This window comes from Niastella populi (genome assembly GCF_002078015.1).
Taxonomy (GTDB): domain Bacteria; phylum Bacteroidota; class Bacteroidia; order Chitinophagales; family Chitinophagaceae; genus Niastella; species Niastella populi.
Genome location: NZ_LWBP01000056.1, coordinates 115,315 through 139,872, shown reverse-complemented (window position 1 = coordinate 139,872; position 24,558 = coordinate 115,315). Strand labels below are relative to the sequence as shown.

At 47.8% G+C, this 24,558-nt stretch carries 16 protein-coding genes; all 16 read left to right on the top strand.

What is annotated here, in order from left to right; genetic code table 11:
* Positions 1–3 precede the first annotated feature (3 nt).
* The 16 genes from A4R26_RS07160 to A4R26_RS07085 all read left to right on the top strand — a co-directional run bounded on the left by A4R26_RS07160 (position 4) and on the right by A4R26_RS07085 (position 24,430).
* Positions 4–675, top strand: a complete 672-nt coding sequence (locus tag A4R26_RS07160; RefSeq protein ID WP_081162843.1) for a GDSL-type esterase/lipase family protein — start codon at positions 4–6, stop codon at positions 673–675.
* Between the two features lie 80 nt (positions 676–755).
* Positions 756–2,240 carry a glycerol kinase GlpK gene (glpK, locus tag A4R26_RS07155; protein WP_081162840.1) on the top strand — a complete coding sequence of 495 codons (1,485 nt, stop codon included), beginning with the start codon at positions 756–758 and terminating at the stop codon, positions 2,238–2,240.
* Positions 2,241–2,445: 205 nt separating this feature from the next.
* Positions 2,446–3,183: an MIP/aquaporin family protein gene (locus A4R26_RS07150; RefSeq protein WP_081162836.1), complete on the top strand. Its 738-nt coding sequence runs from the start codon at positions 2,446–2,448 to the stop codon at positions 3,181–3,183.
* Positions 3,184–3,189: 6 nt separating this feature from the next.
* The gene (locus A4R26_RS07145) at positions 3,190–4,098 is read left to right on the top strand and encodes a glycerophosphodiester phosphodiesterase family protein (RefSeq protein ID WP_081162832.1); all 909 of its coding nucleotides are present in this window, start codon (positions 3,190–3,192) and stop codon (positions 4,096–4,098) included.
* A 215-nt stretch (positions 4,099–4,313) separates the two neighbouring features.
* A complete protein-coding gene (locus A4R26_RS07140) occupies positions 4,314–6,572 on the top strand; it encodes a GH92 family glycosyl hydrolase (RefSeq protein WP_081162827.1) in 2,259 nt (752 codons plus the stop codon).
* A gap of 51 nt (positions 6,573–6,623) precedes the next feature.
* On the top strand, positions 6,624–8,159 hold the full coding sequence (locus A4R26_RS07135; RefSeq protein ID WP_081162823.1) for a glycoside hydrolase family 28 protein: 1,536 nt from the start codon (positions 6,624–6,626) through the stop codon (positions 8,157–8,159).
* 250 nt (positions 8,160–8,409) lie between these two features.
* Positions 8,410–9,180 carry an SDR family oxidoreductase gene (locus A4R26_RS07130; RefSeq protein ID WP_081162820.1) on the top strand — a complete coding sequence of 257 codons (771 nt, stop codon included), beginning with the start codon at positions 8,410–8,412 and terminating at the stop codon, positions 9,178–9,180.
* A 225-nt stretch (positions 9,181–9,405) separates the two neighbouring features.
* On the top strand, positions 9,406–10,236 hold the full coding sequence (kduI, locus tag A4R26_RS07125) for a 5-dehydro-4-deoxy-D-glucuronate isomerase (RefSeq protein WP_081162811.1): 831 nt from the start codon (positions 9,406–9,408) through the stop codon (positions 10,234–10,236).
* Between the two features lie 363 nt (positions 10,237–10,599).
* Positions 10,600–11,223, top strand: a complete 624-nt coding sequence (locus A4R26_RS07120) for an RNA polymerase sigma factor (protein ID WP_081162806.1) — start codon at positions 10,600–10,602, stop codon at positions 11,221–11,223.
* A 194-nt stretch (positions 11,224–11,417) separates the two neighbouring features.
* Entirely contained in the window at positions 11,418–12,512 is a 1,095-nt protein-coding gene (locus A4R26_RS07115) for a FecR family protein (protein ID WP_081162803.1), read from the top strand.
* A gap of 172 nt (positions 12,513–12,684) precedes the next feature.
* Complete coding sequence (locus tag A4R26_RS07110) at positions 12,685–16,122, top strand: SusC/RagA family TonB-linked outer membrane protein (RefSeq protein ID WP_081162798.1); 3,438 nt, start codon at positions 12,685–12,687, stop codon at positions 16,120–16,122.
* Between the two features lie 125 nt (positions 16,123–16,247).
* On the top strand, positions 16,248–17,780 hold the full coding sequence (locus A4R26_RS07105) for a RagB/SusD family nutrient uptake outer membrane protein (RefSeq protein ID WP_081162795.1): 1,533 nt from the start codon (positions 16,248–16,250) through the stop codon (positions 17,778–17,780).
* Positions 17,781–17,972: 192 nt separating this feature from the next.
* Positions 17,973–19,460 carry an arabinan endo-1,5-alpha-L-arabinosidase gene (locus A4R26_RS07100; RefSeq protein WP_081162788.1) on the top strand — a complete coding sequence of 496 codons (1,488 nt, stop codon included), beginning with the start codon at positions 17,973–17,975 and terminating at the stop codon, positions 19,458–19,460.
* Between the two features lie 98 nt (positions 19,461–19,558).
* A complete protein-coding gene (locus tag A4R26_RS07095; RefSeq protein WP_081162783.1) occupies positions 19,559–21,535 on the top strand; it encodes an alpha-L-arabinofuranosidase family protein in 1,977 nt (658 codons plus the stop codon).
* A 32-nt stretch (positions 21,536–21,567) separates the two neighbouring features.
* Positions 21,568–23,247 carry a family 43 glycosylhydrolase gene (locus A4R26_RS07090; RefSeq protein ID WP_107685805.1) on the top strand — a complete coding sequence of 560 codons (1,680 nt, stop codon included), beginning with the start codon at positions 21,568–21,570 and terminating at the stop codon, positions 23,245–23,247.
* Positions 23,248–23,428: 181 nt separating this feature from the next.
* The gene (locus tag A4R26_RS07085) at positions 23,429–24,430 is read left to right on the top strand and encodes an arabinan endo-1,5-alpha-L-arabinosidase (RefSeq protein WP_081162775.1); all 1,002 of its coding nucleotides are present in this window, start codon (positions 23,429–23,431) and stop codon (positions 24,428–24,430) included.
* Positions 24,431–24,558 lie beyond the last annotated feature (128 nt).

The following is a 24,558-nucleotide window of genomic DNA, read 5'->3' as shown; positions in this document are numbered from 1 at the left end:
CATATGAAAAAAAGCCAATTAGGATTGTTTGCAGCGCTTTTAATAGCAACAACAGCAACGGCACAGGAAAAGAAACCCGACAGCACCATTCGTCCGGGCGCGTATAAATTGCGCACGGGCTTATTCAAAACATATCCCAATTCAAAAAAAGATCTCATATTCCTCGGCAACAGCATAACGCAGGGTGTCGACTGGGCCGAACTGTTACAGAATAAAAATGCGCGCAATCGCGGGATCTCGGGCGATATCACCTTTGGCGTGTTGGAACGCCTTGGTGAAGTAACGGAAGGAAAGCCGGCCAAAGTGTTTATTCTCATCGGAATTAACGATATTCAACATAACTTTCCCGATACGGTGATCGTCAACAACTATCGCCGTATCATCAGGCAGATAAAAGCGGAATCGCCAAAGACGAAGATCTATTTTCATACCTTGTTACCGGTGAATAACGAGTTCACCCAGTTTAAACATCATTATAACAAGGATGAACATATCTTATTTGTGAATACGGAACTGAAGAAGATCGCCGCAGCGGAGAACATTACGCTGATCGATCTGCACCCGCATTTTCTCGATGCATCGAAGAAGCTGGATAAGCGGTACACGCATGATGGGTTACATTTGAATGCGGAAGGGTATAAAGTGTGGGCGGAGATACTGAAACAGTACCTGTAGAATAATTAGCTAATTAGCACATTTGAAACTTAAGTCACATTTGCATCAAGTAATAACTAACGATCAATAATACGCACAGCATGCCACAATACATCTTATCGTTCGATCAGGGAACAACGAGTTCACGGGCGATCATCTTCGATCAGTCAGGATCAATAATATCCATTGCACAAAAAGAATTTACCCAGTTATATCCCCAGCCAGGTTGGGTTGAACACGATGCCAGCGAGATCTGGGGAACACAACTGGCCGTAGCTGTAGAAGCCGTAAGCAAAGCGGGCTTGAAAGCAACCGATATCGCCGCCATCGGCATCACCAATCAACGTGAAACAACGGTTGTATGGGATAGAGAGACCGGCGCACCCATACATAACGCCATTGTATGGCAGGACCGCCGTACCGCTTCCTTTTGCGATCAGTTGAAAGCGCAGAGCGGCAATCTCATACAGGAAAAAACAGGGCTTATTGTCGACGCGTATTTTTCCGCCACCAAGATCCGCTGGATCCTCGATAACGTACAGGGCGCGCGTAAAAAGGCCGAAGAAGGCAAACTCGCCTTTGGTACCATCGATACCTGGCTGGTTTGGAAACTCACCGGCGGTAAAGTACATGCTACCGATATCACCAATGCTTCCCGTACCATGCTGTTCAATATTCATACCTGTAAATGGGATGAGGAGCTGTTGAAATTATTGGATGTGCCCGCTTCCCTGTTACCGGAAGTGCGTTCTTCCAGTGAAGTGTACGCAAAAACAGATGCGCAGATCCTTGCCGCACAAATACCCATTGCCGGTATAGCCGGTGATCAGCAGGCTGCACTGTTCGGACAAATGTGCACAGAACCAGGAATGGTTAAGAATACTTACGGCACCGGTTGTTTTATGCTCATGAACATTGGCGAAAAGCCAATTCTTTCTAAAAATAACCTGGTTACCACCATTGCATGGAAGATCGATGGCAAAGTGCAGTATGCGCTCGAAGGCAGCATCTTTATCGGCGGCGCCGTTGTGCAATGGTTGCGCGATGGCTTACACATCATTCAGCATTCTTCCGAAGTGGAAGCGCTGGCCAAACAGGTTGATGATAACGGTGGCGTATATCTTGTTCCCGCATTTGCCGGCCTCGGTGCTCCCTACTGGGACCAGCATGCCCGCGGTACTATTGTTGGCATCACCCGTGGTACTACCTCGGCCCATATTGCCCGTGCTGCGCTGGAAAGCATTGCGCTGCAAACGATGGATGTACTCACCGCCATGCAGGCCGACGCCGGTTCGCCCATAAAAGAATTACGTGTTGATGGCGGCGCAACCACCAATGACCTTTTGCTGCAAATTCAGGCCAATGTATTGCAGGCAACGGTTATTCGTCCGGATATAACGGAAACCACTGCCATTGGCGCAGCCTACCTCGCCGGTTTGGCCGTAGGATACTGGAAGAATATCGACGAGATCAAAAAACAATGGAAGCTCAATAAAAGTTTTTCACCCAATGAGGCCAATGCCACCCAACTGACAAAAGGCTGGCAAAAAGCGATAAAAGCGGCAAAGGCGTACGCGGAAGAATAATGTGATAATGGGATAATTCGATAGTGCTTCGATGTTCGGCAGTCCCTATAAAACCGAAGCGCACGCGTAAGCACCTGCTAAACCTGTATTTTCATTATCACATTATCGAATTATCACATTAGCTAATTTGCCTTTTGTTCACAAGTAAAATATTTACCTCCAAAAACCCACAAGAAACGGAGGTTAACATTAAACCAACGATTGTATGTCACCATTTACCGCCGAACTGATCGGCACAATGTTTTTGATCTTATTGGGAGCCGGGGTTGTGGCGAATGTGATCTTAAAAGGAACGAAAGGAAACGCCGGCGGCTGGATGGTGATCACCACCGGTTGGGCGCTGGCCGTATTTGTAGGCGTGGTAGTTGCCGGGCCATACAGCGGCGCGCATTTGAACCCGGCTGTATCGGTGGGACTAGCCATAGCAGGAAAATTTTCATGGAGCGAAGTGCCGCTGTACATAGCGGCGCAGGTGGTGGGCGCCATGTTAGGCGCTTTCCTCGCATGGTGCATCTACAGGGATCATTTCAACGAAACCAGCGACCCCGATACCGTGCTGGCCGTATTCAGTACGGGACCGGCTATCCGCAACACCACTTTCAACCTGTTGAGCGAGATCATCGGCACATTCGTATTGCTCTTTGTTGTTTTCTATTTCACCGAAGCAGAGATAAAAGACCCAAGATCGCCCATAGGGCTCGGTTCATTGGGCGCAATACCTGTAGCTTTCCTGGTTTGGGCCATCGGGCTTTCGCTGGGCGGAACAACCGGTTATGCCATCAACCCGGCGCGTGACCTCGGCCCGCGTATCGTACACGCCATTTTACCAATAAAACATAAAGGCAGCAGCAACTGGAAATACGCCTGGGTTCCGATAATTGGCCCCGTCATTGGCGCTGCCATTGCCGCTTTATTATTCATCGTGCTGAGTAAATCAAATTAGACTATAATGAAACGTATGTTGGTTTTATCTGTGATCGCAGCTTGTATGGTGGCCTGCACAGCCTCCAGGAAGTTGACGGTTCCGCAAAATTATCCGGTCTTTTATAAAGAAGGGCACCGTGGCACCCGTGGTCTTATGCCCGAGAATACCATTCCCGCCATGAAAAAAGGCGTTGAAGCAGGCGCCAATTGCATTGAGGTAGATGTATACCTTACCAAAGATGGCAAAGTGCTGATCGCTCATGATCCATTTGTAAATATCAATCACTCATTATACGCCGATGGCGGTGAAATAGCAAAGGCCGATGCCAAAAAATACGTGTGGCATCAGATGAACTATGACGACATCAAAAAGTTCGATGTAGGTTCAAAACCATTTCCCGCATGGCCGCAGCAGCAGAAAATAAAAGTGAGCATGCCGTTGCTGGGTGAACTGATCGATTCCGTGGAAGCATACGTTACTGCCAACAACCTGCCCAAACCCATTTACAATATCGAGTTAAAAACTTCGCCGAAGTTCGATTCCTTGAAATACAATGCCAGTCCGGCCGATGTGGTAAAAGCGGTGCTGGCAGATGTGAGGCCGCGCAATATCGGCAACCGGTTCTATATTCAGTCGTTCGATGTACGCCCGCTGCAATACGTGCGCAAAAACCATCCGGAGATAGTGATCGGTTATTTAACCTCGGGCAGGAACCTCGACAGCAACCTGAAAAGCCTTGGTTTTCTGCCGCATATTTATAGTCCCGTGTACGACCTGGTGACCAAAGAGATGGCCGATTTTTGCCATAGCAGGAACATGAAGCTGGTTCCCTGGACGGTGAACGATAAGGAAAAAATGAAAAGCCTGATCGCCGCCGGCGTTGATGGCATTATCACCGATTATCCGAATTATTTTGCGGAAATAGGGAAGTAGGTTAACAGGTTAACAGGTTAACAAGTTTAAAGAAGGTTAAAATTTTTAAGGTGGGCCTTCGCCGGTTGGCGGAGGCCCACCTTTTTTGCTTCTCAACATTACATAAGTGTTACCTTGCGCACTATCCTGTAGCTGAAATCGACCTGTAGGTTACGTTAAGCCTTCGGCCTTCAGCGTTTTGCGTTTTTATATTTGTTTGTTGTAAATCAAATGGCATGAAAGGTAATTGGATTAGTGTAATTACAAAAAGCATCGCTGCTGTTTCCTGTTTTCTGTTAATTCATTTCGCATCTTTTTCCCAACTTTTTACTGATCTGGTGAACCCCTATATCGGTACGGCGGGCCATGCCCACGTATTCCTCGGCGCCAATGTTCCATTTGGCGCGGTTCAACTGGGCCCCGATAATGTGTTCCGTGGGTGGGACTGGTGCTCTGGTTATAACTATACCGACAGCATTATTAAAGGTTTTTCTCACACGCATTTAAGCGGTACCGGCATGCCCGATCTCGGTGATGTGATGATGATGCCGTTTACCGGCGCAATCAAAACCGGTAAAGTAACACAGGAAGCGCCGACCGCCGGTCCATCTTCCCATTTTTCGCATAAAAAGGAATCGGTGCGGCCCGGCTATTATAGTGTGCACCTCGACGACTACAATATTTTCGTGCAGTTGACAGCCACCGACCGGGTAGGTTTTCATCGGTATCAGTTTCCCAGCCAAAGTGAAGCCCGCATTCTGGTAGATCTGAAGGAAGGCATCGGCGATAAAGCGATAGAAACCCGGATTGAAAAGGTAAACGATTCCACGTTGTACGGGTACCGCTTCTCAAAAGGCTGGGCGCCCAGTCAGCAGTTGTATTTTGCCATCAGGTTATCTGTGCCCATGCAGCAGTTTGAAGTATATGACAACTCGCAAAAGCTGGAAGGGCAATCGGCAAAAGGAGATGGCATCAAAGGCATTATCAGTTTTGGCAATAAAGCCGGGGCGGTATTGGTAAAAGTGGGCATTTCACCGGTAAGTGCAGAAAACGCCCTCGCCAATATCGATGCTGAAATTCCTCACTGGGATTTTACCAAAGTAAAAAAGGATGCAGATGCCAAATGGGAACATGAGTTGAGCAGGATCGTTATCGATACAAAAGATACAACGGCCAAAAAGATCTTTTATACCGCCATGTACCATACCATGATCGACCCTGCGCTGTTCAATGATGCCAATGGCGAATACCGCGGCGCCGATAAAAAAGTGTACAAAGCACCTTTTAATAACTATACGATCTTCTCATTATGGGATACCTATCGCGCACTGAACCCGCTGTATACCATTACGCAGCCCGGGCGGGTGAACGATATGATCAATACCATGTTGCATATTTACAAACAACAGGGTAAATTGCCTATCTGGCACCTGGCCGGTAACGAAACCAACCTGATGCCCGGCATGAGCGGTGTACAGATCGTTGCTGAAGCGTATTTAAAAGGTTACCGCGGATTTGATACCGCTCTTGCTTTTGAAGCGGTGAAGAACACGTCGCTGCGCGATGAGTTTGGCCTCAACTATGTGAAATCGCTCGGTTATATTCCGCATAACAAAGTGCAGGAATCGGTGGCAAAGGCCATGGAGTATTGCATCAGTGATGGCAGCATTGCATTGATGGCAAAGAAAATGGGCAAAACGGAAGATGCAGCGCTGTTTGCAAAACGCGCGCTGTATTACCGCAATTATTTCGACAGTACTACCCAATTTTTCAGGGGAAAGAACGAACAGGGTGAATGGAATGCATCGTTCGGTCCGGGCCGCACCAGTCACCCCTGGATCGATGATTATTGCGAAGGCAATGCCTGGCAGTATACCTGGCTGGTACCGCAGGATGTGGAAGGATTGATAAAACTGCTTGGCGGCGATGCGGCATTCGACAGCCGGCTCGATACCTTCTTCAAACTGAAAATAGAGTTCGATCCCAATTCGCCGCCCGATATTTCAGGAATGATCGGTCAGTATGCGCATGGCAATGAACCCGGTCATCACACCACCTATTTATATGCTTACGCCGGCAAGCAATGGAAAACAGCAGAGAAGGTGCGGTTTATTCTGAAAGATCAGTACCTCAATACCACCGATGGTATCAGCGGTAACGAAGATTGCGGGCAAATGTCGGCCTGGTATATTTTCTCTTCTTTAGGTTTCTATCCTGTATTTCCTGCAAACGGCGCCTATGTACTGGGCAGTCCATTGTTTGATGGGGCCACCATTCAACTGCCGGGTAAGAAAACGTTTTCGTTAAAAGTAGAACAGAACAGCCCAAAGAATATCTATATTCAACGCGTAATGCTGAATGGCAAACCCTGGCCGAACGCCTATATTACGCATCAGCAGATCATGCAGGGCGGTAAAATGACGATTGTAATGGGAAGCCGGCCGAATAAGAAGTTTGGAAAACTGCCTGCGAACAGACCGAGATCAAGCTATTAAGTTAACGAGTTAACCAGTTAACTCGTTAACTGGTTAACTTAATACATACATATGAAAAAAGCAAGCCTGTATTTGATTCTGGCGATTGTTACTACAACAGTATTTGGTCAAAAGAAAATATTCGATATAACAACATTCGGTGCGGTTGGTGACGGCAATACAAACAATGTAGCGGCTATTCAAAAAGCCATCGACAGTGCAGCTTCTGCAGGTGGAGGCCAGGTATACATTCCCGCCGGTAAATTCGTAACCGGGGTTATCAATATAAAGTCAGGGGTTGAATTGCATGTATCGGCCAATGCCTATTTGCTGGGCAGTACCAAACGCAGCGATTATGGCACAACGCGCGCATCGGCACTGATCGTGGCCGACCGGCAAAATCATATTTCCATTACCGGCACAGGCACTATCGACGGGCGGGGCAGGGAAGTGGTGGCCGATGTAGACCGCATGTTACGCGAAGGCACATTGCAGGATCCCCAATGGCAAACCGTAAATCCCTGGGGGCAAAAACGCTCGGCAGAGTTTAACCGTCCGCACCTGCTTACATTCAAAAACTGCGACCAGGTAACCATCACCGGTGTATTGTTCAAAGACGCCGCCTGCTGGGTGCAAACTTACCGCGAATGTACCAACCTCGTCATTGACAGCATCCGGGTGCAAAGCACCGCCTATTACAATAACGATGGCATCGATATCGATGACTGCCGCAATGTAAAAGTGACCCGCTGTAATGTAAATGCCGATGACGATGGCATTTGTTTGAAATCGGGCAACCCCGATACGTTTTGTGAGAATATCGAGATCAGCGATTGCGTGGTGCGCTCGAGCGCCAGCGCTTTGAAGTTCGGCACGGCTTCGCATGGCGGTTTCAAACGGGTAAAAGTAAGCAACATAAAAATTTACGATACCTACCGGTCGGCGATAGCGCTCGAGTCGGTAGACGGCGGTACGCTGGAAGATATTTTCATTGAAAATATAAAAGCCACCAATACCGGCAATGCCATTTTCATTCGCCTCGGGCATCGCAAAACCGAAGCGGCTATCGGTAAAGTGCGCAATATCATTATCACTAACGTGAAGGTAAAAGTGCCGGCCGGCAAGCCCGATAAAGGGTATGAAATGGAAGGGCCGGTGGTGACTGCTCCGCACAATGTATTTCCGGCAAGTATAACCGGTTTGCCCGGTCACCCGATCGAGAACGTGGTCCTTGAAAATATCAGTGTTACCTATGAAGGCGGCGGCAGCAAACAGGTGGCGCATTTTGCGCTCGACTCCCTGCAAAAGGTACCCGAAAAGGCGTCCGACTATCCCGAGTTCTCCATGTTTGGCGAGTTGCCTTGCTGGGGACTGTACGTTCGCCATGTGAACGGCTTACAATTAAAGAATGTCAAACTGCAATATAAACAACCCGATTTCAGACCGGCCGTGATCTTCGATGATGTACAACAACTGCGTGTGGATGGCCTCAATATCCCGGCGGCGCAAACTGCCCCCGTTCTTGTTTTGAAAGATGTTCCTTCTCCCTCGCTTGGCAATCTGAAGCTCCCTTACGAAAAAAATAAGGCTGTAATGGTTTGGAAATGACTGCCATAAGTACTTAAGTAGATGAATGGCAATTTGTTGGCACCTGTTGCCGGACAAAAGATCCGGAGAACTGACAATTGGTAGCATTATCGGAATTGAGTGCCGGTAACCGGAAACTGGTAACCGGAGACGGTTAAATTTGGTAGTCTACCCCTCATGCAGGAAATTGCAGCCCGGTTTACTTACCCGGCAACGTGGGAAAGAAGATTTTTCTCAGGCTTCTATTGTATCTGGTTAAACTAAAATTATTATGAGCATTCTTTCAAAATTTTCATTGGCAGGCAAAACAGCACTGGTTACAGGTTGCAAAAGAGGCATCGGTAAATCAATTGCCGTTGCGCTGGCGGAAGCAGGCGCCGACATTATTGGCGTATCGGCCAGTCTGGAACTGACCGGCAGTAAAGTTCAGCAGGAAGTGGAGGCTACCGGCCGTTCTTTTAAAGCCTATCAGGCCGATTTCAACGATCGCAAAGCCATTTATACTTTCATCGATAAGGTGAAAGGCGAAAACGCGCCTGTTGATATTTTATTCTGCAACGCAGGCACCATCATGCGTAAACCCGCAGCCGAACATCCCGATGAGTACTGGGATGAAGTGATCAACGTAAATCTCAACGCCCAGTTTATTTTAGCCCGTGAGTTCGGTAAGGATATGATCGTGCGTGGAAATGGCAAGATCATCTTCACCGCCTCTTTATTGAGCTTCCAGGGTGGCATCAACGTACCCGGTTATGCAGCCAGCAAAGGTGCAATTGCCCGTTTGACCATGGCCCTCTCGAACGAATGGGCTGGTAAAGGCGTACAGGTGAATGCCATTGCGCCCGGTTATATTTCAACCGATAATACCGAAGCATTGCGTAATGATCCCGATCGTGCGAATTCGATCCTGGCACGTATCCCTGCCGGCCGTTGGGGCGAAGGCGAGGATATGAAAGGCGCGGCTGTGTATCTGGCATCGCCGGCTTCTGATTATGTAACGGGAACGATAGTTACCGTTGACGGCGGATGGATGGGGAGATAGTTGACGAGTTGACTGGTTGACGAGTTGACTGGTTGAAAAGTTAATAAAGGTGATAAAGTTGATAATGTTGATAGAGGAAATGACCTGTAAGCTGTGTAGATTGCCGAAGTAATTTTGAGGCACGGGATAAGAAGGTCTTTTCACGATTCACGATTTTCTGTCTCAATAGCGCACTTTAATAGATGTACCCTGCCTATTGACCACACAAGACTCAATTAAACAATTATGGATAACCGATTAGCAATAAGTCCCAATGAAGCAAAGCAAATGGATACCGCTGCTTTGCGCAAGGCTTTTTTAATAGACAAAATATTTGAAGCAGATACCGCGCAGTTTACCCTGTCGCACTACGACCGCTATATTGCCGGTGGTATTATGCCCGTATCAAAAGCGGTGGCGCTGCCCAATCCCGAAAAACTGAAAGCACAATTCTTCCTCGAAAGGAGAGAAATGGGCATCATCAACGTAGGCGGTAAAGGTACCATCACCGCCGACGGACAAACCTATGAGCTGGATTACAAAGAAGCATTATATATTGGCAAGGGCACAAAAGACGTGCAGTTTACTTCTGCCGATGGTAAGCAACCGGCGAAATTCTATATCAATGCGGCGCCGGCGCACCATACTTACCCCACCAAAAAGATCTCGAAGGCAAACGCCGAAGTGGTGGAGCTGGGCAGTGCGGCTACAGCCAATCACCGGGTGATCAATAAACTGATAGTTGCCAGTGTACTGGAAGTATGCCAGTTGCAAATGGGGATGACGGAATTGAAAAGCGGCAGCGTTTGGAATACCATGCCGGCCCATACGCACGACCGCAGGATGGAAGTGTACTTCTACTTTGAAGTGCCCGAAAATCAGAGCGTATGCCATTTCATGGGCGAACCACAGGAAACCCGCCATATCTGGATGCAGAACGAGCAGGCGGTTATTTCTCCCAACTGGAGCATTCACTCAGGCGCTGGTACCAGCAACTACACCTTCATTTGGGGTATGGCCGGTGAAAACCTCGATTACGGCGATATGGACCATTGCACCATCAACCAGTTGAGATAATAATAGTTTATATAGTAAAGTTTTATAATTGTCCCGGTAACCCGGGACATTTTTTTTGCCATATTCAATCAGTTACCGGCTGCCGGTTGGCGGATTCAAATTAATGACAGTTCGGTTTTTGGCGGGCATGCTGATGTAAGGGCCCGGGAAACAGGGAACCGGAAAACTGTTTCTTATTGAAGCAGTTAGAAAAATATTTTTTAAATGTGGTGAATACATTTAAATTTAAAAGGAAATGCTTAACGCAGAACGCCGAACGCTGAAGGCGAAAGTCCGAATTTCGAGCTGATTTATTTTTTGGGGAAGTACAAATTTCGAAAGTCAGCGTTAAGCGTTGCGCGTTCAGCCTTAACGATTGCCATAATGATCCAGACTGCCATTCATACCGACAACCTTTGTTGGGAACGTTTGCTGCAAGGTGATAAAGACGCTTTGTACGAACTGTATACCAGATACTATCACACCTTATTATTTATCGGGTTGAAGAACATCCACGACAGCGATCTGGTTAAAGACGTTATTCAGCAACAGTTCCTGTACCTCTGGGAAAAGCGCCAAACGCTGATGGAAGCCAAAAATGTGCGCAGCTACATCATCATCTCCTTTTTACGCCGGCTTACCAGCGACTGGGTGAAGGCCCGCAGAACGGTAAACCTCGAAGTGGCCTGGAGCAAAAAAGAAGAAGAAGGCTTTGAAACCTCTTATGAAGAAACGCTTATAATCAAAGACGATAACGAAGCGGTGAGCAAACACCTGATGGCCGTCGTTAATGAACTGCCGGCCAGGCAGCGCGAACTTATTATGCTTAAGTTCTATGAAGGCTTAAGCTACGATGCAATTACACAAAAAACAGGGCTCACCCATCGAACCGTGTATAATAAAATACATGAAGCGTTATTTAAGATCAAACAACGACTCGTGCAGCCGGCCATCGTTTCCGGTATACAATCACTTTTACTGTTATATGTAGCCTCTTTTATTTTATAAACCGGGAAAATTGACAGAACTGAACACCGCTTCGTTGAGGCGCTGTCAACTTGCCAACTCGTCAACTCGTCAACACGCCAACCAGTCAACACGTCAACCAGTCAACACGTCAACTTTTCCCCTTCTGTGAAAAATATTTTAAAAAGAACGGGTAAAACGGAAGGGTACAACACTCTGCTTATAAAAGAGCGGACATGCAACATAAGTACCGGACGGTTGAAGACCTGTTAAAAGAAGAATCTTTTATTAATTACTGTCTCAGGAGAAATGAACAGGATGTTCATTACTGGGAAACCTTTATTGCTGAAAACCCCGGTAAAAAAGAACTGATAGAAGAAGCGGTGCAGGAGTACCGGATACTGTTCACGGCCCTGGCGCAGGCCGATCTTGAAGAACAACTGGAAGGCCTGAAGAAAAAAATGGCCACCAGTGAAAATGCCCCGGTGATCGATTTACAACCTGCGCGCCGTTCGGCATTGTTGTACCGGCGGTTCTCTTCCATAGCAATTGCCCTGCTGGCCATAGGCACTATCGGTTTTTATCTTATATGGAAATCACAACGTACATCTATACCCCAACCGGCTAAGATACAATATGTATGCAAGCCCGGCGAACGGAAAAGCTTTCAGTTTCCCGATGGCACCCAGGTGATCCTGAATGCAGGCAGTGAAATGTACCTGAACGAGCAATATGCCCAAAACACCCGTGAAGTATATCTGAAAGGCGAAGCCTTTTTTGAAGTGCAGCATAATGCCGCCGTGCCCTTTATTGTGCATACTGCCAGTATGGATGTAAAAGCGCTGGGTACCGCATTTAACGTAAAGTCATATAATAACGAAAGCAGAACCGAAACGGTGCTGGTACGCGGGCTGGTAGAAGTGACATTGAAAAAAGATAATAACCGCAAACTGCTGCTGCATCCCGATGAAAAAGTTTTATGGACGGAAAGTAAGAGAGGTGATGAAGGCGCTTCAAGATCAGCTGCTGCCGCTAATCCCGAACAGGTGCTGGTTAAACCCGTAAAGAAAAGCGACGATGGCAATATGAAGGAACTGGCCTGGGTACAAAACAACCTGGCTTTTGAGGATGAAGCGTTCGAAGAAATAGCGTTTCAGCTTAACCGGTGGTACAACGTGAACATACAATTCGAATCGAACGACATAAAGCAATACCATTTCACCGCCACTTTTAAAAAGGAAAAGATAGAACAGGTGCTGGAGATATTACGGGCATCGAAGCGGTTCAATTACAGATTCGAGGGTGAACAAAATATTGTTATATATAGATGATGGCTTGTTGACGAGTTAACAAGTTAACTAGTTAACCAGGGCGCTTCCAATGTATAAGAGATAGCAAAAATAAAAAGGGGAATGCGGCAACATTCCCCTGCTTAAAGCCGAAACAGGTTAACGTCGAAGTATTGGCCTGTTTCCATTATTCATCTTTAAACATTCTAAAGGTATGAAAAAATTTCATCCGCCAAAGGTGGATACCTTGCTTTACACGGCATCGGCCAAAGCTGTAAGGATTATGAAACTAACGACTGCTTTACTTATTATCGGTTGCCTGCATGTATCGGCGAAAGGACTTTCACAGGAAGAGAAAGTGACCTTGTCGTTGAGAAATGCATCTATACCGCAATTATTTAAAAGCATTGAAAAGGTGACCGAATACCGGTTTGCCTACAGCAACGACATATTACCACGCGACTTCCTGGTAACTATTTCAGTAAAAGAAACGCCTGTTTCTTCCGTATTGAAAACGGCTCTTGCCGAATCAGGTTTGAAGTTCAGCCTGGTCGACAAAGAGGTGATCATTGTTTCAAAAGACATCACCGGGGTGGTCAGCTTTTCGGTAAGCGGCATCGTTACCAACGAAGCGGGTACGCCCCTTCCGGGGGTATCGGTGTATGTGAAAGGCAATAACGCCATTGGCACCATAACCGATGATAAAGGATTTTTTAAACTGGAAGTACCGGAGGGTACTGTTTCGCTGGTGTTTTCATCGGTAGAGATGGAGCTTACAGAAGTACCGCTTTCGGGCAGAAAGGAGATCAACGTATCATTAAAAAGAAATGTAACGCAACAGGAAGAGGTGGTGGTAATCGGCTATGGAACACAACGTAAAAAAGATCTTACCGGCTCTATCAGCACCGTTGACGCAAAATTACTGAACAAGATGCCTACAAACGATGTGTTGAAAGCCATGCAGGGCCAGGTGGCCGGGGTAAGCGTTACCAGTGGCGGACAGCCCGGCGCTGCACCCGCTATTAAAATACGGGGCATAGGGAATTTCTCCAACAATAATCCACTGTATATTATCGATGGCGTACAGGCGCCCGTGAATGACCTGGTTATTTCAGACGTTGAAACCATACAGGTGTTGAAAGATGGGTCGGCGGCGGCGATCTACGGATCACGTGCTGCCAACGGCGTGATCATCATTACTACCAAACGCGGTAAAACAGGCAAATTCAAACTTGATTACAATGGCTATTATGGTGTACAGAATATCGTAAAAAGATATGATGTGGCCAACACCCAACAATACCAGGAACTGGTGAACGAAGCCAGCGCCAATGCCCAGCCGGCAGAACTGATAAAGCCGGCAAACGATCCCAATTCGCCATTGTTTGTGAAGAATATAAATACCAACTGGCAGGAAGAAGCTTTCAAAACAGGTAAAATACAGGAGCATACAATAGGCATTTCGGGCGGATCGGACGCCGCTAAATATTATATCTCCGTCAACTATTTCGATCATACCGGAACGGTAGCCGGAAAAGGACCATCCTATCAACGTTATTCCTTTCGTATCAATACCGATTTTAAACAGGGCCGCTTTAAGTTTGGAGAATCGTTCAGTTATGCAAAGATCGATCAGCGGTTCATGACCTTCCTGCACGACGGAAATATACTTGGTTATATCGTCAATGCCATACCCACGCTGCCGGTATACGATTCAACAACCCGCGATGGGTTCAGCAGCTCGAGCCAAACCATCCATGGTTCCTATACCGCCAATGCTATAGGGTTCAACAATGTGCTGGATAGCAAAACAGAACGTTTTCGCTTTATTGGTAATGCGTATGGCGAGTATGAATTCTTTAAAGGATTGAAATATAAATTAAGCCTGGGTTATGAAAGAACCGACTGGCGCGATTTCAACTTTAAGCCCATACACGACCTCGGCTGGTTCTATGTAAACAATATTGCCAAACTGAACGACTGGCGCGGTTCGGGTAATACCGGTACCATTGAAAATACCCTCACTTTCGAAAAGATCATTGGCCGGCATTCAATAAACGCATTGGCCGGGCAATCGACCTTGGAAAGCAATATATCGCGGTCGTTCGCTCATGCCGAAGGATTTACCCAACCTTATTTTCCGGTTTTGAGCAATGGCACCTCGGGTATTACGGCCACGGGTGATGTATTTAAAAGCCGGCTAAGTTCTTATTTCGGCCGGGTGAACTACATCTACGACGACAAATACCTGTTAACAGCTACACTGCGCCGTGATGGTTCGTCGAGGTTTGCACCGCAGAACCGTTGGGGGAATTTTCCTTCAATTGCGTTGGCGTGGAAGCTGCATAATGAGCAGTGGCTTCAAACCGTTTTGCCTTCCTATGTAAACCAGGTAAAGCTGCGTGCTTCTTATGGCGAACTGGGTAACCAGGAAATAGGCGACTACCAATACCAGGCTTTTATCAATTCCTATGCACATGCCGTGTTTGGCAATCAGCTGGCTTTAGGCGCCACGCAAACCACTTTCCCGGTGCCCGATATCAAATGGGAAACCATGATCAGCCGGAATATCGGTTTGGATATAGAGCTTTTCAGAAAGATCACCTTCTCTGCCGAGTATTACCGTAATACCGGCAAAGACATTCTGTTGCGGGTGCAGATCCCTGGTTCAACAGGCGTATACCCCGGGGAATCACCTTTTATCAACGGCGCTTCCATTCAGAACTCTGGTTTTGAATTCCAGTTGGGCTACAACGACAAAAAAGGAGATTTCACCTATAACATAAATGCGAACATGTCGACCCTTAATAATAAGGTGCTGGCGCTGGGTTATGGTAACAATCCCATTTATGGTTATGGTAACATAACCAAAACGGAAGTGGGGCGTGAAGTAGGAGAGTTGTATGGCTGGGTGATAGACGGTATTTTCCAGAACCAGGCAGAGATAGATGCCTTAAATGCCAAGTCGCCCATTAAACGGTATCAGGAGGAGTTGACCCGGCCCGGCGACTACAGGTTCAAAGACATCAATGGCCGTGATGCCGGTGGAAAACTGACGGGCACGCCCGATGGAAAGATCGATGATGACGACCGTACGTACCTCGGCAGGGCCATTCCAAAATTGTACTACGGGTTCAATGCCGCCGTATCGTATAAACAATTCGACCTGTCGGTAGTTGGTTCAGGAGTTTCGGGCAATATGATCTTCAACAGCATCCGGGCCGGTATTGAGAATGGCGCCGGCTGGGATAACTATGGCACCAGGCTGCTTAACCGCTGGACGCCCACCAACACCAATACCGATGTGCCCCGCGTGGTGATGTTCGATCCCAATAAGAACGGCCGGGCATCTGCCCGCTGGCTCGAGAACGGCAGTTTCTTTCGCATAACCACATTACAGATAGGTTATACGTTTCCGCAGGATCTGCTGAAAAAGGCGCACCTGTCGAACCTGAGAATATACGCCACAGCACAAAACCTGGTAACATTTACAAACTATACAGGGTTCGATCCCGACTTTGCCAATAATAACGGTTTGTTCGACCGGGCAATCGATAACGGATCATATCCAAACCGGCCATTTACCGCCAATGAAGCAGGAGGATTACCTAATCCAAGGTCATTTCTTTTTGGCCTGCAACTGGGATTGTGAGGAGGCGGAACGCTTAACGCCTAACGCAAATACAGAAACTGTAAACAGTGAACTAAGAACTGTGAACTGTGAACTATGAACTAAGAACAGTGAACTATGAACTATGAACTTCAAAACTGAATGCAATGAACATTAAAAAAATAGTCCTGACTACCATTGTGGCTGTTACCGGTATGTCGTGTGGTAAAGATTACCTCGAGCTAACGAATCCCAATCAGCAAACAACCGCAACTTTCTGGAAGAACGACAATGATGCATTGATGGCGGTGAATGCTGTTTACCAGTCATTATACTATGACGGCACCTTTTTACGATTTGCACAGTGCGCGCTCGATCTGCGCGGCGATGATATGATGAGCCCCAGCCCGTGGGACGTGTTATCGAACACCGGCTCCTTCAAGCTGTTTAATAATACCATTATGCAGCAATGGTTGTGGATCGCATTTTACGGTGGGGTAACCCGTTCCAATTTTGTGTTGAGTAATATAGATAAGGTGCCATTTAAAGACCAGGAGTTGAAAGATCGGTTGCGGGGTGAAGCGTTGTTTCTGCGTGGCCTGAATTATTATTACCTGGTTACCTTCTTCAATAATATACCGCTGGTGACGAAGTTCTACGAGAATTCATCGGAATACTTTCCTGCCCAGGCATCACCCGAAGATGTATGGAACCATGTATACAGCGATTTTGACGAAGCTTCGAAGCTGTTGCCGGCTTCCTACAGCGGCGCCGATCTCGGCCGCGCAACAAAAGGCGCAGCGCTGGCATTCCTTGGTAAAAGCTATCTGTTCAATAAAAAATATGACCTGGCTTCAGCAAAGTTCAAAGAAGTGATGGACATGGGCAGTTACGACCTCATGGCCAATTATGGCGATAACTTCACAGAAGCAAATGAGAATAACAGGGAATCCATCTTTGAAATTCAGTTCAGCCGCGACGTAGGCGGTATTACCTTAGGCTGGGTGAGCTCACCGGCGGCAGACTGGAGTAAAACCACTGCCCGCGCCATTACGTTCGCACCGGCGCCATTTGGCTGGAACGATGCGGCGCCCACCCAATGGATCGTTGATGAGTTCAAAAAGGAAAAAACAAAATCCAATGAAGACGATCCCCGCCTGAAGGCTACGATCTATTATAATTATCCCGGCTGTACGCTGTACGGGCAATCTTTTCAAACCGTATATGCTGCCGAGCTGGGTAAACTGGGCGTAAAGAAATATGGCAATGGCGGTGGTAATGTGCCTGATGAAAAAGACTGGCGGTCGGGCATCAATGAACGGTTGATGCGTTTTGCCGATGTACTGCTGATGTATGCCGAATGCCAGAACGAGCTTGACAACAGGGCTGAATGCGCCAAACAGATCCAGCGTGTGCGCAACCGGGCCAACCTGCCCGACAGGGAAGCGGAGTTTGCCGGTTTATCGAAAGAGAATATGCGCGAGCGCATCGCCCATGAACGCGCTTTGGAATTTGCCCTCGAAGGGCACCGGTTCGATGATATCCGCCGCTGGGGCTGGTTGCAGAACCCCACCAGGCTGGCAGAGCTCAAATCGCATGACCCGGAGTTCAACAGTTATGTGCCGGGAAGAGAATTCTTCTCCATTCCGCAGGCGGAAATAGACGTGAACAAAAACCTGAAACAGAACGCGGGCTATTAACGTGTGGGGTGGGGTCCCTTTCAAAGGGGGCTCACCCTTAACACGATGGCTCGCACATTTGCGGGTGAGCATACCCCTGAAGGGTGACCTGCCATTACCCGGGTTTGTTCAATAACGAATTAATATTTATAATTGTGCCAGTGACAATTTCCGCTGCCCGGCACGGTTTACTGTCATTAACTGATTGTTTGCATGTATATTCCGGTACGTTACATACGATTACTGATTGCGGTGGTGCTCATCGTGGTTGCCGGTTGTCAGAAAAAGACAGCCGGTCCGGAGCCCGTTGATCCCGGCGCCCCGCCGCCACCACCGGCCTTCGACATCAATTCCATTACAGATACCTACGCTTCCATAGCGCCCTTTACTTACCACACCCAATGGGGCCCATACAATGTGCACGACCCATCGATGGTAAAAAGCGACGGATATTATTATTGTTTCAGCACCGATGCGGCTTATGGCACCACCGTAAAACCCGGCATACAGATAAGAAGATCAAAAGACCTTATACAATGGCAGTTTGTGGGCTGGGCTTTTGGTGAATTACCTGCAATGGGCGCTAATTTTATAACACAGGCGGGCGGTACGCCTTTTCAATCATTGTGGGCGCCCTATGTATTGAAGGTGAACAACCAGTATCGCCTGTACTATTCTCTTTCGAGCCCCACCTTGCGTTTAAGCGTTATCGGGCTGGCCACCGCTACCGCACCGGAAGGACCCTGGACCGAGCAGGGGCTGGTGGTAACATCGAGAAATGATTTTCCGTACGTGCAAACCAACGCCATTGACCCAACGGTGGTGGTTACCCCACAGGGTGAGCACTGGATGTATTATGGTTCGGCTTTCGATGGTATTTATGTGCTGAAGCTGAATGCAGGCACCGGTTTGGCCGCTACCGGCGGTGATAAGGGAAAACGCATTGCCCAGCGTGGTTTTACCGGTGGTGTGGTGAACGGGAACATCGAAGGGCCCGAAGTCATTTACAACAGTGCGCAGAACAAATACTATCTCTTCATTGCCTACGACTGGCTGGAAACAAAATACAATGTACGGGTAGGACGGTCATCATCGCCACAGGGGCCGTTCCTCGATTACAACGGAAAGGATCTGAACACTGAAGAAGATAATGTCCCTATGATCATAGCACCGTACCAGTTTCAGGGCCATGGCGGCTGGCAGGGGGTGGCGCATTGCGCTGTTTTCGAGGAAGGCGGTCAGTATTATATGGCGCACCAGGGCAGGCCATCGGTTGATAAATTTTATATGAACCTGCATGTACGCAAAATATTCTGGACCACCGACGGCTGGCCCGTTGTATCGCCCGAACGCTATGCCAATGTTGCGCAAAGCAGCATAGCGCAAAACGAGCTCACGGGCGATTGGGAGCAGATCGTGCTGGGGTACACCGTGGTTCCGGGGTATGCTGCGGAACAGGTAAACGCCGGTCTGCAGGTGGCAACCACCATTACACTGAACGCCGACGGAAAGATCAATGGCAGCGCCGCCAATGCCTGGACGTTCAGCGCACCCTGGCTGGAATTAAAATGGAACAATGGAACATTCACCGATAAAGTGTATGTTACAAGAGAACGTGACTGGGAGAATAAGAAAAGTACTACATTGGTATTTACGGGATTGAATAACGTGGGAACGGGGATTTGGGGAAAAAAGAAGTAGTTTATAAATTATTGAGATAGTAAGTTCATAAGTTGAATCGAAAACTGAACAACTGAATAACTGAATAACCAGGAAGTTAAAACTAAGAACTAAAATAGATGAAACAACGAATTGCATTTTTGCTGATGGCCATAACTATATTTGGCAAACAAACTTTTTCGCAACAAAATCACACACTGATTGTAAAGGCGAATCAACCCGGTGCAGCCATACAGCCTACCATGTGGGGTGTATTTTTTGAAGATATCAACCTCGGAGCAGACGGCGGCATCTATGCCGAACTGGTAAAGAACCGCTCGTTCGAGTTCTTCAAACCAATGATGGGCTGGGCGGTGAACCGCAAAAAGTTTGTGGAAGGCGAAATGCTGGTGATCAACAGGTCGGAAGAAAACACCCGCAATCCCCGTTTCCTGCGTGTTACCATGAACAATGTTTCAAAAGGCGATCTGGGATTGACCAATGAAGGGTTCCGCGGTATGGGCATAAAAAAAGGGGTACGGTACGATTTCTCCATAATGTATCGTCAACCACAGGCACACACGAAATTACATATCGAGCTAATTGATTCTTCAAAGAACGTGATTGGCGATACGGTGCTTTCGCTGACCGCATCCGGCGACAACTGGCACAAGGCGGCGGTAAGCTTTCATGCCCGCGAAACCGTGATGAAAGGGAAAATGAATATCTGGTTCGAAGGCAATGGCGCCGTTGACCTCGATATGATCTCCCTGTTTCCCGGTGATACCTGGAAGAACCGCCCCGGCGGGATGCGCGCCGACATGATACAATTGCTGGCCGATATGAAACCCGGTTTTCTACGTTTCCCCGGTGGTTGTATCGTGGAAGGCTTCGATCTTTCGAACCGCTATCGCTGGAAGAATACCGTAGGCCCCATTGAAGAACGGCAGTTGATCATGAACCGATGGAATATTGAGTTCCCGCACCGCGCGGCGCCCGATTATTTCCAAACCTTTGGTCTTGGTTTCTTTGAATACTTTCAACTGGCCGAAGATATTGGCGCCGAGCCATTGCCGATCCTTAACTGCGGTATGGCCTGCCAGTTCAATTCTGCCGAAGTAGTGCCTATGCAGGCGCTCGACCCTTACATACAGGATGCGCTCGATCTTATTGAATTTGCCAATGGCGATGTAAACACCAAATGGGGCAAGGTACGCGCCGAGATGGGCCATCCCGCTCCCTTCAACCTGAAGATGATGGGTATAGGCAATGAGAACTGGGGTCCCCAATATATTGAACGGTTGAAAGCGTTTCAAACGGCCATCAAAGAAAAATATCCCAGTATCAAACTTATCTGCAGTTCAGGCACCGATCCCAATGGCGAACGTTTCGATTACCTGAATGGAGAACTGCGCAGGATGAATGCAGACTTTATAGACGAACATTATTATCGCAAACCCGAATTCTTTTTTCAGAACGCCAGACGATACGACAACTACCCGCGCAACGGCTCCAAAATATTTGGTGGCGAATATGCTTCGCATGTAGATAAAACCGCCGGCGGCAACCGCAATACGTGGCTGGCCGCGATCTCAGAAGCGGCTTTTATGACCGGCCTCGAGCGCAACGCCGATGTGGTGCAAATGGCTTCTTATGCGCCGCTGTTCGCACATATCGATGGCTGGCAGTGGGCGCCCGATCTTATTTGGGTGAACAACCTGCAATCTTATGGAACGCCCGATTACCATGTACAGAAATTATTCTCCCTTAACAAAGGTTCCAAAGTAGTACCCATTACATTGAACAACGATGTGGTAGCGGGGCAGGACAGCCTTTATGCTTCGGCCTGTATCGATGCTGCTACCAATGAGCTGATCATTAAAGTGGTGAATGCATCTGACAAACCACAGGTCAATACCCTGCAGCTGGATGGCGTTAAAAGGATCGCCGCCACAGGAAAACTGACCGTGATGCAGTCGGAGCTTACCGCTTTGAATACATTCGACAGTCCAACCAACGTAGCACCTGTTGAATCAACGATTGCAATAAAGGGTAAAAAAATACAACTCAATAATTCACCTTATTCATTCAGCGTGTTGCGGGTTAAGTTGGAATGACGTTTTTTTTAACCATTCAAAACTTGCCTGATATGAAAAATAGAATACCTTATCTCCTTGTTTGGGGAATGCTGTTATGTATGCAACCTGAACAGGTAAAAGCGCTTGGTGGCGCTTACCAGTCACACGACCCGTCTACACTTATAAAAGATGGAAGCAAATACTGGATGTTCACGACAGGGAATGGCATTTATGCCGCTTATTCAACCAACCTGTTTCACTGGACATCCGGATCCAAAACGGTTTTTCCCATTGGAACCTGGCCTTCGTGGATCAACTCCTATGTGCCGGGTTTCAATGGTACATTCTGGGCGCCCGATTGTATTTATATGAACGGGAAGTATTACCTGTATTATTCCTGCTCCACATTTGGCTCTTCCGTATCTGCCATAGGCGTAGCTACTTCGCCAACGTTAGATCAAAATTCTTCCGCTTACGTATGGACCGACCTGGGCAGAGTGGTTTCTTCTTCTGCGGCTTCCGATATCAATGCGATCGATCCCGCTATCTTCCGGAACTCCGATGGAAAAGTATACATGTCGTATGGTTCGTGGCATGGCGGTATTGGCGTTGTTGAGCTCGATGCAGCGACCGGTAAAGTAAAGAGCGGCGCTTCTGTTACCCGTGTTGCCGGCGGCAATGGGGCCGACTGGGAAGCGCCTTGCATTGTAAAGAACGGCAGTTATTATTACCTGTTTGCCAACCGCGGCACCTGTTGCAACGGCACCAGCAGCAGTTATTACGTGGTGATGGGCCGCTCAACAAGTCCAACAGGCCCGTATACCGACAAGAACGGTACCGATATGAAGAACGGCGGCGGCTCCGTTGCGCTGGGCGCATCGGGCAGATATATTGGGCCCGGCCATTTCGGACTGCTCACCGAGAACGGATCGAACTTTGTTTCGATGCATTATTATGATGGTAACGATAATGGAAACCCTAAACTGGATATTGCCAATATGGGTTTCAGCGGCGGCTGGCCCTTTATTACCCGCGACTGGATTGCGGCCGGGTTATATCGCATTACCAATAAGAACAGCAATATGGTTTGGGATGCCTGGGGTTGTACCGGTGCATCGGGGCAGGGGATAGCGCAGGGCGCCTGGAACAATTTAAGTTGCCAGAAATGGAATTTTACACCTGTTGGTAATGGTTACTACCGCATCGCCAATTCGCTCGGCGGGCTGAGCGCCGATGTGATCAATTGCGGAACCGGTGCAGGCACGCAAATGCAACTGTATGCCTGGTTGAACAACAACTGCCAGAAGTTTAAAATTGAAAAGCTGGGCGACGGCTCGCATATTCTTACGCCCGCATCGGGGGCAAGAATTGTAAGTGTGGCCGGTTCATCTACTACGGCAGGTACCCGGCTATCGCTACAGGATTATTCCGATTGCAACTGCCAGAAATGGTTGATAGCAACTACAACCGCCCGCGAGGCGGTGAACGATCTGCCATTGGTAACGGAGGAGATCCGCAAGGGAATTTATCCCAACCCGGTGCATAAAGGAAAATTGTTGCATATCAGTGCAGGCGCAACAGGAAAGTATATAACCACCTATATCTTCGCCGGTGACGGTAAACTGGTATATGCCAACCGGCAGCTGTCATCGAACGTAATACAGGTGCCCGCGCCGCAAACTGCAGGTGTGTATATGTTGCGGGTGATGAGTGATGAAAAGGTGATTACGCAGAAACTGGTGGTGGAGTAGGGGAGCTGACGAGTTGACAAGGAGAGTTGAAAAGTTGATACAGGTGATAAGGTTGATAGAGGAAAAGGCATAAGTTGACGAGTTGATGAGTTAACAGGTGACGAGTTAATAAGTTAATAAGAAAGACCTGTCAGGTGCCGGTGCAGGCTCTGGCGGGTCTTCTTTATGAAATGTATAACTAATGAAATATCGTATTATTTACAGCGGGATCATTGCCTGCCTGTTGCCGGTGGTAGTAACCGCCCAAACCAACCTCATTCCGGCGCATGACCCCGTAATGATAAAACAGGATAGTGTGTATTATATGTTCTGCACCGGTATGGGCATAACCGTGTGGTCGTCGGTTAACCGGGTTAACTGGAAAAAAGAGAACCCGGTATTTGCAAAACCGGCCGAATGGGTAGTAAAGGAACTGCCGGTATTTAAGGGACATACCTGGGCGCCGGATATCAGTTATCATAACGGCTTGTATTACCTGTATTATTCCGTTTCGGCATTTGGCAAAAACACCTCATGCATTGGCGTGGCCACCAATAAAACATTGCATCCTTCGTCACCTGATTATCGTTGGGTTGATCATGGAAAGCTCGTTCAATCGGTTCCCAACCGCGACGACTGGAATGCCATAGACCCCAACCTGTTCATCGATGATGACAATACGCCCTGGCTTTCGTTCGGTTCGTTCTGGAACGGACTTAAGCTGGTAAAACTTAACCCTGATCTTGTTTCGGTTGCCCATCCCGAAGAATGGTATAACCTTGCCAGCAGGCGAAAAGACCCGGCAAAACCCGAACCGTCGGCTTCGCACAAAACTGAAGCCGGCAATACAGCCATCGAGGCGCCGTTCCTGTTCAAAAAAGGAAAATATTATTACCTCTTCGTATCGGTTGATTTTTGCTGCCGCGGCCTGAAAAGCGATTATAAGGTGGTGGTGGGACGAAGCGAAAAAGTGACCGGTCCGTATGTTGATAAAAACAATATACCTATGATGCAGGGTGGTGGTTCACTGGTTATTCAGGGCGATACCGTTAACTGGGTGGCTGCCGGACATAATTCAGTATATACTTTCGATGGAAAGGATTATATCGTGTATCATGGTTATGATGCGGGGGATAATGGGAAGTCGAAGCTGGTTATAAAGGAATTGATGTTTGATGAGAATTGTTGGCCAGTAGTTAAATAGGGAGAAAGTTCAAAATCTAATGCATAAACGGCATTACACGAATCCTATTACTTTCGCTTAATTGTTTACGTATGCTTCGCTGTATTTCAGCAGGTATTTCTGTTATTCTTTTCTTTTTGTATTGTATA

Bases quoted from the DNA above. Each gene is read 5' to 3' on its own strand.
- A4R26_RS07160 (WP_081162843.1), top strand. From the start codon at position 4: ATGAAAAAAAGCCAATTAGGATTGTTTGCAGCGCTTTTAATAGCAACA.
- A4R26_RS07145 (WP_081162832.1), top strand. From the start codon at position 3,190: ATGAAACGTATGTTGGTTTTATCTGTGATCGCAGCTTGTATGGTGGCC.
- kduI (WP_081162811.1), top strand. From the start codon at position 9,406: ATGGATAACCGATTAGCAATAAGTCCCAATGAAGCAAAGCAAATGGAT.
- A4R26_RS07130 (WP_081162820.1), top strand. From the start codon at position 8,410: ATGAGCATTCTTTCAAAATTTTCATTGGCAGGCAAAACAGCACTGGTT.
- A4R26_RS07090 (WP_107685805.1), top strand. From the start codon at position 21,568: ATGAAAAATAGAATACCTTATCTCCTTGTTTGGGGAATGCTGTTATGT.
- A4R26_RS07110 (WP_081162798.1), top strand. From the start codon at position 12,685: ATGAAAAAATTTCATCCGCCAAAGGTGGATACCTTGCTTTACACGGCA.
- A4R26_RS07105 (WP_081162795.1), top strand. From the start codon at position 16,248: ATGAACATTAAAAAAATAGTCCTGACTACCATTGTGGCTGTTACCGGT.
- A4R26_RS07085 (WP_081162775.1), top strand. From the start codon at position 23,429: ATGAAATATCGTATTATTTACAGCGGGATCATTGCCTGCCTGTTGCCG.
- glpK (WP_081162840.1), top strand. From the start codon at position 756: ATGCCACAATACATCTTATCGTTCGATCAGGGAACAACGAGTTCACGG.
- A4R26_RS07120 (WP_081162806.1), top strand. From the start codon at position 10,600: ATGATCCAGACTGCCATTCATACCGACAACCTTTGTTGGGAACGTTTG.
- A4R26_RS07100 (WP_081162788.1), top strand. From the start codon at position 17,973: ATGTATATTCCGGTACGTTACATACGATTACTGATTGCGGTGGTGCTC.
- A4R26_RS07140 (WP_081162827.1), top strand. From the start codon at position 4,314: ATGAAAGGTAATTGGATTAGTGTAATTACAAAAAGCATCGCTGCTGTT.
- A4R26_RS07115 (WP_081162803.1), top strand. From the start codon at position 11,418: ATGCAACATAAGTACCGGACGGTTGAAGACCTGTTAAAAGAAGAATCT.
- A4R26_RS07150 (WP_081162836.1), top strand. From the start codon at position 2,446: ATGTCACCATTTACCGCCGAACTGATCGGCACAATGTTTTTGATCTTA.
- A4R26_RS07095 (WP_081162783.1), top strand. From the start codon at position 19,559: ATGAAACAACGAATTGCATTTTTGCTGATGGCCATAACTATATTTGGC.
- A4R26_RS07135 (WP_081162823.1), top strand. From the start codon at position 6,624: ATGAAAAAAGCAAGCCTGTATTTGATTCTGGCGATTGTTACTACAACA.